Genomic DNA, 15,985 nt, shown 5'->3' on the forward strand with positions numbered 1-15,985 from the left:
AGCACATGTGCCTGGAACATAGCACCAGGCTGGGCAATGCGTGGAAATTGAGGTTCCATCAGACCGGTCCAAAAATTATCATAAGCAGCGTGAATAGCGTTGAAATCCAGCTTTCATCACAGCCTTTCGGTAAAATATTGAGCAGGAGCTGTTCTTGGCTTACCGCGGTATTCTGGTCATGATCGGATCCGCCCAGGTACCGGTTACGCTGTAATACCTGGATGGCGAGTTTTGCAATGCCTGGCTTACGATGCCAACTACCGGAGTGACTAATCCGAGTGAGGGTGTGACCGTCACGTGCAGCTTTTGTGTTTCCGCCTCCAGATTCAATTCCCCGTCCATGATAACCCTTGCCGCGGGTCCTTCGATTTTGAGGTCGTCGGTAGCTGCCACCCCACGAATTATTTTAACATCGCCGGAAATCTCGTCGAAACCAAATCCTTCACTGAAGACGTCGTGAAAATCCAGTGTTATTCTTCGAGGGAGTGCTCGCAGATCGAACATTCCGAACAACCTGCCAATTCCCGGCTCAAATTTGGGAAATTGCCCACGTCTTGCTTTTATCTTAAAGCTGCCGGCCAATGTGGGATAGTCGATTGATTGCGGGCTGCCTTGCCACGACAATTCTCCTTCAAGCTTGCCGCTGCCGCGTTTCACGCGATCAGGATAGCCGAGATTCGCCAGAAGCTCGCCAATGTCGGATGCATTCAGTGTAATGGTGGTCTGTATACGCGGTGGAGTGGCACGGCTTTGCCATATTCCCCGTGCCGTCAGGGAACCGTCTGAATTGATTATGTGCAGCTTCTCGATACGCCAACCCTGCTCCTGCTGACCGGCTATCAATTCCAGTTCGCCCAGGAGTTTCTCGCCGATAACAAAATTGTCCGCGGTCACATCAAGCGCAGGCGGGTTTTTTTCTCGATACTGCACTGCTGTTACCAGGTTCGGGTTGGCCGGTGAGTCAGCGGGTATTGTCAGTGCCCTCAAGCGCGCTACTATTTTGCCATTGCCTGTCAAGTCCCAGCTAACGCCACCTTTGATTTCCCTGCTTGTGACGGTGGAATGCCATAATTCATCTTCCTTGCTGGCGTTCAGCGTAATATCGTTGAGGCGCTTACCCAGAACGTCGAGTGTGCCGATATGCACATTAATATTTGCAAGATTCAGCGACGGCGTCGCTTCATCATTGAACTGTCCAAGTATATTTTGCCAATGATCCAGATCCAGGCGTGGTAAGGCGCCGGTCACGGATATTCCCTTTTCCTCAGGTAGCAAAGCGGATCCTGTACCGAAATTCACAATGCCACGTTCTACGTGATAATTGCCCGCTTTATCTTGAGAACGCCTGATTTTTGCTGTTACCAATCCACCATAGCTAAAGTTCAGGAGATCCCCCTTATCTGAAGCTTTTCTTTCAAAACGAAGTGGCGCCATACTCGTAGCGGTTTTGGAAAAAGGTTCAGGTAGATCCAGCGTCACGCCTTGCAATGATGATTCGACAAACATATCCACCAGTTTGTCGTGCGTATGAATGTTTGCTCGCCAATCAGTGTTGCCGCGCAGATGCCATGGCCATAACTGTGCGGCATTCACAGTTCCGCTCCGGGACAGTTGGGATAGATTGCCGAGGTTTACCTTGCCATTAGCGGACAGGCGCATACCTCCACCTGGCATGGTAGTGGAGTTGATGACCACCGGCCCGCCAAGGAATTGGGCAGTTATATTTTCTATCTTTATCTCGGAGCCGGAAAAAGCCAGCATCCCGTTGACCCGATCCAGAGTGGGTATGCGTGCGCCTGGATTGATCTGGTTGTCAATGAATTGGTAATTACCCGCCAGCTTGATATTACCTTCCGTGTATAGGGGAATATCAAGTTTAAGCAATAACTTTCCATTTCCGGTAATTTTGACATCATTGGCGAGGTAATTGGTGTAACTGTCGACTGCATATTTTGCGGCAAATTTCAGGAACTCACTCGTGGGACCATTTGCTTCACCTTCGCTTTCCAGCATTGCATCGGGTGCGGCCACATCCGCAATGCGCAACTTCACTTTATTTGGTTTCACGCCGGAGGTACTTGCCTGCGAGGCGTCCAATCTCAAATCGCTACCTTGAAACTGCAGATTTCCCGATATGTTCTCGATTCGTGGCCATCCCGGAATTTGATCCAGCACCACCTCCGACGCTTTCGCATGCAGCCGGAAAATGCCGGCATGGCCGCGGGTGAAAGGAAAGTTGGTCAGATCGCCCTTGAGATGCAGTCGTGTGTCCAGAAATTCTCCCGCAACGAGGGATCTATCAAGCCAGTTGCGGAAGTAAGGGCTCGCCATTACGGGCGTGTAGTGCCGCAGATAGCCGACATGCGCGCGGGTCAGGTGGCCCATGAGATCAATTACACCGGGCTTACCTGGAATGAAACGATAATCTCCATAGACTAGTCCGGCCGCATGGGAATTGGAGAAAGAGATGTTGTTAAACTTGAACGCGATGGAATCTCCCTCGGGCAAGAAATTCCAGCTTGCCTGGCCGGTAAATACATCCAGCATCAGCGGTTCAGGGAATACATCGGGCAACTCCAGTCTGACCTGTTGGGAATTAAGATTCAGCGTACCTCCTCGCTCCGTAATGTCGATATTGCCGGTAACACCACTGAAGGCGGGCAAGCGTGTGTGTTTTCTCATACCCAGATTGGCAAATCCCCCTTTCGCGCTGAAATAGGTGGGTCTAGGCCACTCACCCTCCCATTTCGCACGCATATAATGAATTTCTCCACGAGGCGATACCCTGTCAATCTGCTCGCGCAGTGATTGATCGATCGGCAGATATTCCACCAGATTCCCAAAAACTTTCAGGTCCAGGTTGTCGATACTTAATTTTCCGCTTCCGGCCCGGGTGCCGCGCGGAGAAATCAGCCGCAATGAGAAATTTACCGGGTGTAATTCTTTTTCGCCGTGAACGGACGCACTCAGTCCGCGTGCAAATAGTTCCATGCCTTCTTTCGTACTATCCTTGATCGTTTGCCAACCAACCCTTCCTTGCAAACGGGCGAGGTTCAACTGCGGCAAATCCCCGGCCGGTTGAGTTTTGACATTATGCAAGCGCATGTCAACCGTCAATTTTTTTATGTTTCCGCGGTCTATCCGGCTCCACATGCGCAATGCTCCAACGCCGTGACTAACTTTTATTTCCGGTGGAAAGGGTAGCCAGGCACGCAAGGCGCCGATATCGCCATGATCGATTTGAGCGAATAGTTGGCCTCGCCACTGGTCGGGGCGATTCAACGATTCGCCGGTAAAATCCCCTCGCATGTCCACTTGTGCGGTGGACTCGGCGGGGGGAGTGGCGCGGATGCCAAAGCGATGGTGATTTCCGTGGTTCTCAAGGCGCAAGTTGACCAGCAATTCCAGTTCGGGTGCGCCGCGCAGGTCGTCTTGCCAGAGGATGCTGGCGTTATTGATGATAACTTGCCGCTGACGCAGCAGCCAGTCAGAAAAACCATTTGCGTCGTCTGTCAGTTCACTGGTGAGCGCAAAGCCCGCCACATGGATCGCTCCCGAGGAGTCGCGATGTATGATCAGGTCGGGTTGTTCGATCCTGATTTCGCGCAACCGCAGTTCGCCATGCAATAATGAGCGCCACGAAAGCGTGCCTTCCACCCGATGCAGCAACAATGAGACATTACCTTCTTTATCGTGCACCTTGATGGTGCGCAGCATCATATGAGGGCGAAATCCATCCCAGTTCGCGCTGATTTCGCCGAAGGTTATGTGCTGCCCGGAAGCCTCGCTGATGACGGAAGCAATCGTCTCACGGTAATGCTCAATGTCGGGTAGCAGCCAGTAGCGTAACAACAATAGCAGGGAAGAGAAACTGATCGTCGCCACAATCAGTACCCACGTGAATAACCGGAATAGACGGCCATTCCCTCTTGCAAGAGGTAAAATTACTGACGGGTTCAATAAATAACCCCAGTTTTATATTCAGACAATGTGTTTTTTCCGTATCCGGCGGGGAAGATACAAACGTTTGTTCAACGTGGAAAGGATTAGCCCGAATGTTTCATAAATTCATGCGTCCTCGCTGGTCTTTTTTTCGTATGAAGATTTCGTTCAGTCGGACGTACGGTAACTACGCTCCTCTTTCAGAAAACCTCCATACAAAACAGAACTATGCGCAATCATCACGCGATTTATGAAGCACCCGGGTTAGTAATTATCGATTAGATATAGTGACGCCATGCTTTGTTCAATCATTCGGACGAATTATGCCATGCCGCTGGAATAGCCGGCCTTTTAAAAATTTATTGTAACTCCGAATCCTAAACCATGCATGCCGATCATCCCCCCGAAGAAATAATTGAGTCTATTCTGCCATGCAGCCGTTATGTACAGCGCCTGCTGGAAAGCGAGCCCGAGTTGCTGACGGAACTCAGGCAAAATTTAAAGCACTCTTTTTCTCGGGAAGAGATGCAAGCATTTCTGAATGCAAACGCCGATGTTGCAAATGATGAAGCAGGACTAAACAGTATCTTGCGTCGCTTGCGTAAACGGGTAATGCTGCGCCTGGTGGTACGTGATCTGGGTGGATTAGCCGAACTTGCCGAAGTCATGGTGGGCATGACCGATCTGGCGGAAACCACCATTGATTTCGCGCTGGGACGCCATTACGAGTGGTTGACCGATCCTGACCGTTACGGTCAGCCCAGAAGTGCCGAGAGTGGAGTTCCCCAGGGAATGCTGGTGATCGCCATGGGCAAGCTGGGCGGTGGCGAACTAAACGTTTCATCGGACGTGGATCTGATTTTCATTTATCCGGAAGATGGCGAAACCAGTGGCACCCGGTCTATTTCCAATCATGATTTTTTCGCTCGCCTGGGCCGCAAGCTGATTGCCAGTCTTAATGATATGACTTCCGACGGTTATGTTTTTCGGGTGGATATGCGGTTGCGCCCCTATGGCGAGAGTGGTCCCCTGGCAATGAGTTTTGCCATGCTGGAAGAATATCTCGTCACACAGGGACGCGAATGGGAGCGTTACGCCTGGATCAAGGGTCGGGTCATCGCGGGACCCTGCGCGCAAGGATCAGCCCTTGTGGAGCAGATAACGCGACCGTTCGTATTCCGGAAATACCTGGATTTCGGTGTCTACGAATCGATGCGCGATCTCCACTCGCAAATTCGTCAGGAGGTCGGCCGTCGCGAAATGCATGAAAATATCAAGCTGGGCCCGGGCGGTATTCGCGAGATCGAATTCATTGCACAGGTATTTCAACTGATTCGCGGCGGGCGTGACGCCGATCTGCGCGTTCGTCCCACGCTTGCGGTATTGCAGCTTCTGCGGGAAAAACGCCAACTATCGGACAAAGCAGCCGAAGAACTTTCCGATGCCTATTGTTTTCTGCGTAATCTTGAGCATCGCTTGCAATACCTCGACGACCAGCAGACCCAGACGTTGCCGGAAAGTCCCGCCGATCAGGCGCTCATAGCGGTCACAATGGGTTTTCCTGGCTATGACGATTTCTTGCGGGAACTCGACAGTCATCGCTGCAATGTAACCGGCCACTTTGAGCAAATATTTGCGGCGCCACAGAAATCCCAAAAACTTGATACCCTCGGATGGCTGTGGCAGGAACAAGTGATGGAAGGGGCTGGAGCCCAAGCTGCCACAGCACAATTGGTTACGATGGGATTTTCCAGCCCGGAAAGAGTTCTCGGATGCTTGCAGGGGTTTCGTGCCAGCGCCCGTTACCGTCAATTGCCCAAAACCAGTAAAAAACAGGTCGATGCGCTTGTTCCCACTCTGATCGAGGTGGCTGCCAAATTCCCAACTGCGGACATTACGCTGGAACGTTTGTTATTGTTGCTTGAAAGCATAAGCCGGCGTGCCGCCTATCTCGCGCTATTACGGGAATATCCGCAAGCACTGGAGCGCGTAGCCAAGCTTGTCAGCGCAAGTCAATGGGCTGGCGAGTACCTGAGCCAGCACCCTATTTTGCTGGACGAACTGCTTAATCCCGCCGACTTCCAAAGCGTACCCGACTGGTCCCGGTCAAGCGTGAGGTTAACTCGGCAATTAAGCGACATTGGCGGTTCCGGGCATGACGATCTCGAGCAGCAAATGGATGTTCTGCGGCATTTCCACCATGCCGAAGTATTCCAGTTGCTGGCCAAGGATGTGGAAGGGTTGCTGCCACTGGAAACGTTGAGTGATCACCTGAGCGACCTGGCCGATTTGATACTTGATACCGTGTTACGCCTGGCTTGGTCAGGGTTGAGAAGGAAGCATCGGGATGCTCCGGCTTTTGGTATCGTCGGCTACGGCAAACTGGGTGGAAAAGAGCTGGGTTATGCATCTGATCTGGATATCATTTTTCTTTATGACGATCTGCACCCCGATGCACCGGAAATCTATGCCAGGTTATGCCAGCGTGTTAATTCCTGGCTTACCAGCTATACATCGGCCGGGTTATTGTATGAAACCGATTTGCGGCTGCGTCCCAACGGTGGCAGCGGCTTGCTGGTAAGTTCCCTCGACGCATTCGATCAGTATCAGCGAAATCAGGCTTGGGTGTGGGAACATCAGGCTTTGACAAGAGCACGTTTCGTGGCAGGAGATGCTCATGTGAGAGAGATTTTCGAGCATACCCGCAAAGCGGTCCTTTCCCAGCGGCGCGACTTGGCGAATCTTGCATGTGAGGTTTTGAGGATGCGTCAAAAAATGCTGGACGCCCATCCCAATTCAAGCGGATTGTTCGATATCAAACATGATTGCGGTGGCATTATTGATGTTGAGTTCATCGTGCAATATCTGGTCCTGGGTTATGCTTGCGACTATCCGGAATTGACGAACAATATCGGTAATATCGGACTGCTGAAACTTGCTGGCGAGCTTGGGCTTATTCACGTTGAAACGGGGGAAAGGGCGCTTCGGGCTTACCGGGAATTCCGGCGGGTGCAGCATCGGTTAAGATTAAGTGGGGATTCGGGTCTTGGGGGTATCCCGTCAGCAGGTAACCAATCACAGCAGTTTGCGCGTGTCGAATTGGATTATTTGAGGGATAACGTTGATGCGGTATTGCGTCTATGGGAAGAGGTATTTAAAACACAGCGTCATTCTTAAGCTCCGTAATTTCGTTATAGGGCTCGGAAATAAACGTAAAATCAGCGCTAACGCAGCCTCGGGTGTTTCATTTTTTCGCATGAAAATGCGTTAGAATACCTGGATACGAAATTTTCCTTGGGAGTCTCTGCATGTCAATGGCTGACCGCGACGGCGTGATCTGGAGCGATGGTAAAATAATTCCGTGGCGCGATGCTACTACACATGTGCTTACCCATACGCTGCACTATGGCTTGGGGGTATTCGAAGGCGTGCGTGCCTATCAGACACCCCAAGGTCCCGCAATTTTCCGTCTGCAGGAACATACCGACCGGTTATTCAATTCAGCACATATTTTCATGATGAAAATGCCCTATGACAAGGCAACGCTGATGCAAGCCCAATGCGATATGGTAAAGCAGAATAACCTGGAGTCGTGCTATATCCGTCCGATCGCCTTTTACGGCTCGGAGGCCATGGGCATCTCCGCCAAGACGCTCTCCGTGCATGTGGCTATCGCTGCCTGGCCGTGGGGCGCCTACCTTGGGGCGGATGGTCTGGAAAATGGCATCCGTGTCAAGACCTCATCATTCACGCGTCATCACGTTAACATCAATATGTGCCGTGCCAAGTCGGTTGCCACCTACGCTAACTCAATCCTGGCTCATCAGGAGGTCGCCAATGACGGGTATCATGAGGCCCTGCTACTGGATGTGGATGGTTATGTGGCGGAAGGATCCGGTGAAAATATATTCATCATCAAGCACGGCAAGCTTTACACGCCGGACATGACCTCCTGTCTTGAAGGCATCACGCGTGCATCTATCATAGAGCTGGCCGCGGAAATCGGAATTCCGGTGATTGAAAAGCGTATCACCCGCGACGAAGTGTATTGTGCTGATGAGGCATTCTTCACCGGCACCGCGGCTGAAGTCACGCCGATTCGCGAGCTTGATAATCGCAGTATCGGTAACGGTAAGCGTGGCCCAATCACCGCCAGACTGCAAGCCATGTTTTTCGACTGTGTCAATGGAAAGACCGAGAAGCATGTCGCCTGGCTAACTTACGTCTGATTACGTCTGGTTACATCCGATTAATATCCAATGACCCATCCGAGAGAGCAGTCGATGCAGAATCAAGCTAGCGATAACAAACAGCGCCAAATCGAAGTCACGGCGGACGATTTGCCGCTACATTGTCCCATGCCATCAATGCTGCTATGGAACTCGCATCCGCGCGTGTTTTTACCAATAGAAAACACGGGTGAGGCACTGTGTCCCTACTGCGGCACACGCTACACGCTCAAGGGCGGTGCGGTGGCGGGACACCACTGAGCGGAGCGTAGTTTCACGAAACTCCCATGCATAAACTTCCACACGAAATTTTTAAAGCCTATGATATTCGAGGTATCGTAGGTAAAACACTGACGGCCGAAATCGTCGAAGCCGTCGGGCATGCTATTGGTTCCGAGGCAAGCGTTCGTGGACTCACATCGGTAGCGGTAGGCCGGGATGGCAGATTATCAGGACCGGATCTTGTGCTGGCGCTGGCGAGGGGTTTGCAGAAAAGTGGTGTTAACGTGGTCGATGTAGGGATGGTCGCCACACCCATGCTGTACTTTGCAGCCCATACGCTGTGCGATTATTCCGGTGTAATGGTCACCGGCAGCCACAATCCACCCGACTATAATGGTTTGAAAATGGTACTGGGTGGTGAAACCCTGGCCGCTGAATCCATCCAGGCCCTGCGCTCACGTCTTGAAACCAATGATCTTATTCATGGAGAAGGCGAATACCGTAAGCATGACATTTCCGAAACCTATCTCCAGCGCATAATCGGCGATGTCAGGCTGACGCGCCCGATGAGAATTGTCATCGATTGCGGCAACGGTGTAGCCGGTGCCTATGCGCCAACGTTGTATCGCGGACTGGGGTGCGAGGTAATCGAGCTGTTTTGCGAAGTGGATGGCGCATTTCCCAATCATCATCCTGATCCGTCCGTTCCCGAAAACCTGCGCGACCTGATTCAAGCGCTCAAAACCACCGGCGCGGAAATTGGACTTGCCTTCGACGGCGACGGCGATCGTATCGGCGTGGTCACTAAGGACGGCAGCATTATTTATCCTGACCGCCAATTAATGTTGTTTGCCACCGACGTGTTATCCAGAAATCCCGGCGCCCAGATTATTTTCGATGTGAAATGCACCCGCAATCTGGCGCCATGGATCGAGCGTCATGGCGGCAAGCCTATCATGTGGAAAACGGGACATTCGTTCATCAAGGGCAAATTGAAAGAAACCGGTGCGCTGCTGGCGGGAGAGATGAGCGGCCATATTTTTTTCAAGGAGCGCTGGTATGGATTCGACGATGGCCTCTATGCCGGCGCCCGTCTGCTGGAATTGCTCAGTCACCATGAGGACATCGACGCTGTCCTGCATGCCATCCCCGATGCGATCAGCACGCCGGAATTGCAGATCAGATTGAAAGAAGGCGAAAACTACGCCGTCATCGCGCAGTTACAGGAATCCGCTCGCTTCGATAACCCGGAGCGCATCATCACTACCGATGGACTGCGAGTGGAATACAAGGATGGTTTTGGTCTGGCTCGCTCATCCAATACCATGCCTGTGATCGTACTACGCTTTGAGGCGGACAACGAGGCAGCCTTGAAACGTATCCAGGATGATTTCCGCACAGTCATTTTGCGGGCCAAACCGGATGCGGTGCTCCCGTACTAGCCTTTGTCCAGCAATGGGTGCGGCAGGGGATGCGATTGCTAGTAATGTGTTTATACCTGAAGTGCTGCAACCGGCCTGACTCGGTACCGTTCGACTCCCCCAACCGTGTGATGAAAAATTCAATCGCAGAATTCTGGACTGAGAATCAGGGATAAATAATCAGATTGCTTTACCCGTGCAAGTTGCATAGAATCATTTTCACCGTGAGGGTTAAGTCACGGCGTAGACAATCTAATGGAGGCTACTCATGAATATGAATATGCAGCGATTGATGTGGGGGGGTCTATGTGCGGTGATGCTCACGGCATGTGCCACTTCCGAACAGGCTGGTGGGTTTGGGAAGGCGGAACCAAGCGGTTTTTTGAAGGATTATTCAAAGCTTCGTCCAGCAGCGAACGAAACCGAGGCGACAATGGTGTATTTCACGCCGGATAAGGCCAAGTTCAAATCCTATACGAAAGTCCTGCTGGAGCCGGTTCAGGTTTATCGCGGAGAAAAATCGAGCGCCAAGGATCTTGACAAGGAAGATGCGGAGTATTTGTCCAAGTACCTCTGGTCAAGCGCCAATGAGCAACTGAGCAAGGATTACACCATGGTCCAGGAACCCGGTCCGGGGGTAATGAGAGTTCGTATCGGGATCACACAAGCCGGCAAGAATATTCCGGTGCTGGATAACGTTACTTCTTTGCATCCCGGCTCTATTCTGGTATCAAAAGGGAAGAAGCAACTCACTGGCACGGAAGCCCTCGTCGGCAGCGCATCCGTTGAAGCGGAAGTGACAGACAGCCAGACTGGCGAATTACTAACCGCCGCAGTTGATCGCCGCGGTGGAGGCAAATACGCCTGGAAATCATTGAAGTCATGGGAAGACGTCGAGCAGGCTTATTCTTATTGGGGTAAGAAGGCGCGGTGGCGGTTTTGTGATATGCGGGGGGGCGGTTCCACGTGCGAGCTACCTAAGGAATAGCGATTTGCAGTCGTAGCCGGCACATTTAATATACCTGAAACTCAGCTGGTAGATCAGAACGCAAAACCCGCATCCGTTCGTATGGCGGATGCGGGTTTTGCTATTTGCAGTTGCCGGTGCAGCGAATCACCTGTTCGGCACAAGTGATGGCATCAAACGGTCCTATTAGAGACTCATCAATCTCCGTGCCGGAGTGGGTCATCTCAGCATTGTTGCACTGGTACTGGGAGGTCACGTATCGGACCCCGGAAACCCACTGCACATCTGTACAATCGGGCTTGCCGATGCCAAAACGCATTCCGGCTTCGTAGGTGCCGCAGAGCATTCCACGGTGACGGACTGGCCCTTCGATGTGCCATTCTCCGCCGCGTTTCAACCAGGCGGTAAAGCCGAAGAAACGGAAGTCCTTGCGTTGCAGTTCAAACCCTTCGACTTTGCCCTTGGCAAATTGTGCGGCGGCCTGTGACCGCCGCTCGGTCGCGTTGGCCTCTGCAATCCCGGTAGCGGATAGCACCGCGATCACCAGTGCGGATAGACTGAGGATCAATGACCCGTTGTTAAATTGATTCATACGTCTCTCCCCACCTGGTTCCGCAATGCGTTTCCTCGCCAGGGCTATATTTCGAGTCATCATAATGCTGGCCTTAGTAAGATTGAATTGAGGAACGCAGCCGCATCAGATTCTTGGTCATTTCCCCCTTCATCTGATCGCGGCCGATGCTATGTTTCAAGCTGCTGCCCATGCCGGCAACTTGATCAGTGGAAGTCCGGTGGCCATAAAATATGATGGAGCCATTACGGTAAGGCAGGCAGCCGACGATTAGTTGACTGGAGTTGTAAGAGTGCCCGACATAGAATTGCCTGGCAAGAATTACCGAACCAGTATCGGAGGTTTGCAGGACGCGGTGGCTGAGTATAGCCGTAGGCCGGTCCTCTACTTTCCGGTTAAGCCAATAGAATTGCTCGTCGGCGCCGGAAGGCAATTTATTTGGATGATTCAGCCAAGCCTTGTACAGATCGGGGAAATAGCCTTCGAACAGCTTGCTGCTGGTGGTCGCAGTATGCAATTCCTTTGCCGGGCTTGCTTCAGCTCCGTTGCGGGCGTAGGGTGCGATACCCGTCAGGCCCTCTTTACGGTAAGCTTGCCAGCGCTGCAATAAAATCTCCCGGTAATGTTGCGATGCTGCGGCCACCAAGGCGGCTTTATCGGCACCCGCTAATTTTTTCTTTAGCAATGCGAGGCCTTGAATTTCCGCACTGGATAAATTAAACCGGTCACCCGCCGTGGCATTTAGCAGATCCCCCGCCTCATCGCTCTGCTTAAATGTATAACCAAACCCTTTGAAATCATCGGCGACGGGATCCAGCCGCACTTGGCCCTGCGCAATGATATCAGGGTCGATGGTAGCCAACTTGCCGCTTTTGAAATAAGCAATAAGTTTCGCCGGGGGTGACGGCAGATAAATGGCTAGGCCCATTGCGAGTTCTTTCTGAGTTGCCTCGCTAATCTCCAGCGCAACGATTTCGCCTCTATCGAGCTTCGCAACCTGGTCTTGTTTGAGTGAGAGCGCGGTAATGACCTCCTTGGCGGTGGGCAGGGGAGCCGCGAAAGCCGCGACAGATGATAACAGCAGGGGCACCAGAAAAGAGCGGTAGAATGCAGCATGCGCCGGATATCCCTTTCGAGCATTAGCCAACTTATCCATTGATTTTCCCTATTAAGGTCGGTTTAAACTGTTAAGCATTTGTAGCCTCGATGAAGCAACGGTTGTCGAAGCAGGGGAGGGACAGCAATTATTCTATCTGCGAATTAATAAAAAGCCTGTCGGTGTAACGCATCCGGGGGGTAAATCCTTGCAACCAATAGTTCATATGCTATGCTGCATATTGCGGGGGATTATGAAAAATCCCATCGTACTATCCGGATGGTTGTTTAATTATAAGGAGGTAAAGAAATGTTGAACAGAACTTTGTCAAGTGTATTACTGATGAGCCTGCTTGCCCTTACGGGTTGCCAATCTACGGGAAGTCCGCTCTCGGGTACCAAAGCGGAGATAAATCGTGGTGCTGACAAGGCGTTGAATGACCTTTACGCATCCACTCCGGCCGCCAGAGCTCTCGCAGCGAAAGCAAAGGGCATATTGGTGTTTCCAACAGTTGGCAAAGCCGGTTTCATCGTCGGCGCACAATTTGGAGGCGGCGGCGCATTGCGTAAGAACGGCAAGACAGTTGCCTATTACAACACGGTGGCCGGTTCGTATGGTCTTCAAGCTGGCGTACAGACATTTGGCTATGCATTATTTTTTATGACCGATGATGCGCTCAAGTATCTTGACCAATCCGGGGGCTTTGAAGTAGGGGTAGGTCCTAGTATCGTTATCGTGGATGAAGGAATGGGCAGGAGTTTAACTACAAGCACCTTGCAAGATAGCATTTATGGATTCATTTTTGATCAAAAAGGGTTAATGGCTGGTTTAGGTTTACAGGGTTCGAAAATCACGCGTATTTATCCGGATTAAGGAGGAATGGCCGCCAGTAGGCTTGAACCGCATACGAAGCCAACAACCACCAGCTTTAGCTGGTGGTTGTTGAGTGTGCAGAAACAGTATCGTGGCCTTGATCATTCGTCTTCATTGCCTGTTCCTTTCTTTGAAAGGCCTCTCACTCGACTGTTTTTGTAAATTCACACCTTTGCTTGATAAGTGGCGATGTATTGGGAGTACCGATTCCCTTGGCAATCAGGGCAACAATACGATCATCTGTATCGTAACCCACGTGGGCGTACATTGGATTGGCAAGACCGCTGATACCGAAGGCATCGATAGTTTTGGCCACATTGATATTGACGTTAGTGATGCGTGGACATAGTCTGGAGTCAAGATATTTTTCACTAAACCCCGGAGGTATCCCGTAACTTAACAGGTCATTGGGATCACTAAAGGCGATAATGGATGTTTCACTGACCATGCGTTCGTTGTAATTAGGACCTTCAGGTGCACAATATTGTGCTATTTGTCCGGTTACTTCGGGAAGCTCTCTGCCCAATTGCAGCATCGGGAGTTGATTGGATAGCATGAAAATAGGGATGCGTTTACTACGGAGTGCCTGGATCACCTTTTCAGACACGCCAATTTTCACGTTTTCCAACGAACGGATTTTCTCCTGATTTGGCAGCATTCCAGCAATACGCTGCATGCCATCAATCGTGATACGGCTACCCAGGCTATGTGAAATAAAGATATAGTCATCATTAATCATATTATAGACATCGGTATCGGTAGCATCATTCAAGCCAAGGCATGGATGTTTACCGCTCTTAGGAATGTTTTCCCAATTATGTTTTACCATCCAGCAGAATGATTGCGAGAATGCCGCCTGAATAGGTTCTCTACTTTTTCCCAAATAAATAAGTGGATCGGGGCCTGTATCATTGCTGAATTTCTTTAGCATGCTATTCATGGTAGCTCTCCGGAAATCGTATTCTCCGGAACTATCGAAGGCGAGCAGCTTTTTATCTTCTCGGGTGATATCCGACCAGGTGAGCTCGTAAAATATAACTTCCTTGCCATTTTCCTCATTCAGCAGGCGCACTATGCGCAAGTTGCCAAGATTCATGTCGGGGAACAATGGTGTCGTTATGGTGATATTTTTCGGAACTCCCGAACGAACGTTCAAATCCAACTCCTTGGCCAATTTTCCGAGAAATTGGGTGGTAAACCCTGGAATATGATCACCTACCCCATGCACCATCAGAATTTTGGTTTTTCCCTGTTTTTTAGCCAATCCCGGTTCAATACCTGCAAAGGGTTGGCCCCACACCTGGCATAGACGGGTATCCACACTTTCGGATTTTTCTAAAATGGCTGCCGTCACGCCTTTACTGATGCTGGCGCAACCGGATAAGAAAATGGCGCTTAAGAGAAAGGAAATCAACCATAGGATTTTTATGGGCAAATAGTAAGCACGTGTCATCATGGTTTTATTATTCCAGCTATTAATAAAGTTAAAGTTGCAATCTCGTTAAGTCGGATTGGACACGACTTGGTGAGGAAAAAAGCAAATGCCCACTTCAACGCAGTGTTCCAGTTGTGCCGTATTTTCCAGATGGTCAGCGCCCATTCAACGCGAGGCTGGAGGTGTTGCGGGAGTCGTCATCTCAGGCTCCATCCGGATACGGCGCGAAAAGTCCGCTGCACTGTCCGCCGCCTGTGCCCGGGCATTGATGTGGGCGCGTCGCTGCAGCTCGGTGAATGGCATGCCGGTGCCGAGCCGCCCTGCTTCATAGATATGCTCTGGAACATAGCCGCTTACCAGGATTTTCCAGCTGAAAGGCAGATGTTCCGGGTTGACCCGTGAGTGGAACCAGATATTGGTCGTGCAGTTGGTCGTCAGAGTATTGTAAAACTCGGGATGGTTCCTGAGTGCGTTGATCTTTTTTACATAATCCAGAAATACCCGCCGGCCGTTCTCGATCGGGCCCTGGAGCCGGTATACATAGACATCCTCAGGTGGATTGTGGCGATAGTTGGTGCGCAACCGTATGACGTCGCGTTCGTCGGCTACCACGTAGTAGAGTTCATATTGCCGGAAGAAACCCTTGATGGTGGAATAGTCCTCTCCTTTCTCCTTGCGCGTCTCGATGGAAACGGCCAAGTGGTCGCCGCCGGCAAAGGCGAAACTTACGAATATATGGGCGATGGCCGGTCCCATCCAGTAGACGGCCACAAGATCGATGCCTTCCAGCTTGCGCAGATCGAAGCGCTTGTCGTAGTAGGCGGGAGTGTAGTCGGTCTCGCTGCGGTAGTCGAAGTTGCGAATGTTGTGCATCGTGACCACATCGCCTTCGATCGTGGCATAGGGCAGCACCGCCACGTCGGTTTGCCAGTCGCGCTTGTTGGACGGCTCGATGCCGCGCCACCACACCACCAGCACCGCGAACAGCACGAAGTAAGCGGCAAGGGCAAGCCAGCGCCAGCGGGGAAAGCCAAGTGCAATCAACGCCGCAAGCGATACGACCGCAAATGCCGCAGCCAGGCTGCTACGCACCATATCGCTATGCGGCCCTGAATAAGTGAGGGCGAGTACGCCCCAGCCGCCGGTCGCCACCATCAGCAAGCCGAGCATTGTCAAGCTAACGATGGTGGCGATTTGGCTCAGAATAACCCCCTGGCTGGAGTAGCCTT

Annotated in this window: 11 protein-coding genes; 6 read left to right on the top strand and 5 right to left on the bottom strand. The window is 51.5% G+C overall.

What is annotated here, in order from left to right; all coding sequences use genetic code 11:
- Positions 1 to 159 precede the first annotated feature (159 nt).
- Positions 160 to 3,960 carry a YhdP family protein gene (locus BLO43_RS06085; RefSeq protein ID WP_302847678.1) on the bottom strand — a complete coding sequence of 1,267 codons (3,801 nt, stop codon included), beginning with the start codon at positions 3,958 to 3,960 and terminating at the stop codon, positions 160 to 162.
- A gap of 366 nt (positions 3,961 to 4,326) precedes the next feature.
- Here BLO43_RS06085 and glnE point away from each other — a divergent pair, with 366 nt between their 5' ends.
- The 5 genes from glnE to BLO43_RS06110 all read left to right on the top strand — a co-directional run bounded on the left by glnE (position 4,327) and on the right by BLO43_RS06110 (position 10,802).
- The gene (glnE, locus tag BLO43_RS06090) at positions 4,327 to 7,119 is read left to right on the top strand and encodes a bifunctional [glutamate--ammonia ligase]-adenylyl-L-tyrosine phosphorylase/[glutamate--ammonia-ligase] adenylyltransferase (protein ID WP_090906283.1); all 2,793 of its coding nucleotides are present in this window, start codon (positions 4,327 to 4,329) and stop codon (positions 7,117 to 7,119) included.
- Between the two features lie 131 nt (positions 7,120 to 7,250).
- On the top strand, positions 7,251 to 8,171 hold the full coding sequence (locus tag BLO43_RS06095) for a branched-chain amino acid transaminase (RefSeq protein ID WP_090906284.1): 921 nt from the start codon (positions 7,251 to 7,253) through the stop codon (positions 8,169 to 8,171).
- 54 nt (positions 8,172 to 8,225) lie between these two features.
- Positions 8,226 to 8,432: a zinc-finger domain-containing protein gene (locus BLO43_RS06100; protein WP_090906285.1), complete on the top strand. Its 207-nt coding sequence runs from the start codon at positions 8,226 to 8,228 to the stop codon at positions 8,430 to 8,432.
- Between the two features lie 26 nt (positions 8,433 to 8,458).
- The gene (locus BLO43_RS06105; protein ID WP_090906286.1) at positions 8,459 to 9,835 is read left to right on the top strand and encodes a phosphomannomutase/phosphoglucomutase; all 1,377 of its coding nucleotides are present in this window, start codon (positions 8,459 to 8,461) and stop codon (positions 9,833 to 9,835) included.
- Positions 9,836 to 10,082: 247 nt separating this feature from the next.
- Positions 10,083 to 10,802, top strand: a complete 720-nt coding sequence (locus BLO43_RS06110; RefSeq protein ID WP_090906287.1) for a DUF3313 domain-containing protein — start codon at positions 10,083 to 10,085, stop codon at positions 10,800 to 10,802.
- Between the two features lie 100 nt (positions 10,803 to 10,902).
- Here the strand turns inward: BLO43_RS06110 and BLO43_RS06115 are convergent, their stop codons facing one another.
- Both BLO43_RS06115 and BLO43_RS06120 read right to left on the bottom strand, forming a co-directional pair.
- Positions 10,903 to 11,373: a hypothetical protein gene (locus tag BLO43_RS06115; protein ID WP_090906288.1), complete on the bottom strand. Its 471-nt coding sequence runs from the start codon at positions 11,371 to 11,373 to the stop codon at positions 10,903 to 10,905.
- A 73-nt stretch (positions 11,374 to 11,446) separates the two neighbouring features.
- Positions 11,447 to 12,508 carry a hypothetical protein gene (locus BLO43_RS06120; protein WP_090906289.1) on the bottom strand — a complete coding sequence of 354 codons (1,062 nt, stop codon included), beginning with the start codon at positions 12,506 to 12,508 and terminating at the stop codon, positions 11,447 to 11,449.
- A gap of 282 nt (positions 12,509 to 12,790) precedes the next feature.
- On the opposite strand from BLO43_RS06120, the gene BLO43_RS06125 reads away from it, so the two are divergent.
- Positions 12,791 to 13,321 carry a lipid-binding SYLF domain-containing protein gene (locus tag BLO43_RS06125; protein ID WP_217628031.1) on the top strand — a complete coding sequence of 177 codons (531 nt, stop codon included), beginning with the start codon at positions 12,791 to 12,793 and terminating at the stop codon, positions 13,319 to 13,321.
- 142 nt (positions 13,322 to 13,463) lie between these two features.
- Here BLO43_RS06125 and BLO43_RS06130 read toward each other — a convergent pair whose 3' ends face one another.
- Together BLO43_RS06130 and BLO43_RS06135 are read right to left on the bottom strand one after the other, a co-directional pair.
- A complete protein-coding gene (locus tag BLO43_RS06130; protein WP_217628032.1) occupies positions 13,464 to 14,777 on the bottom strand; it encodes a hypothetical protein in 1,314 nt (437 codons plus the stop codon).
- A 144-nt stretch (positions 14,778 to 14,921) separates the two neighbouring features.
- Positions 14,922 to 15,926 carry a lipoprotein N-acyltransferase Lnb domain-containing protein gene (locus BLO43_RS06135; RefSeq protein ID WP_090906291.1) on the bottom strand — a complete coding sequence of 335 codons (1,005 nt, stop codon included), beginning with the start codon at positions 15,924 to 15,926 and terminating at the stop codon, positions 14,922 to 14,924.
- Between the last annotated feature and the right edge of the window lie 59 nt (positions 15,927 to 15,985).

The organism is Nitrosospira sp. Nsp13, from assembly GCF_900101945.1.
GTDB lineage: Bacteria > Pseudomonadota > Gammaproteobacteria > Burkholderiales > Nitrosomonadaceae > Nitrosospira > Nitrosospira multiformis_D.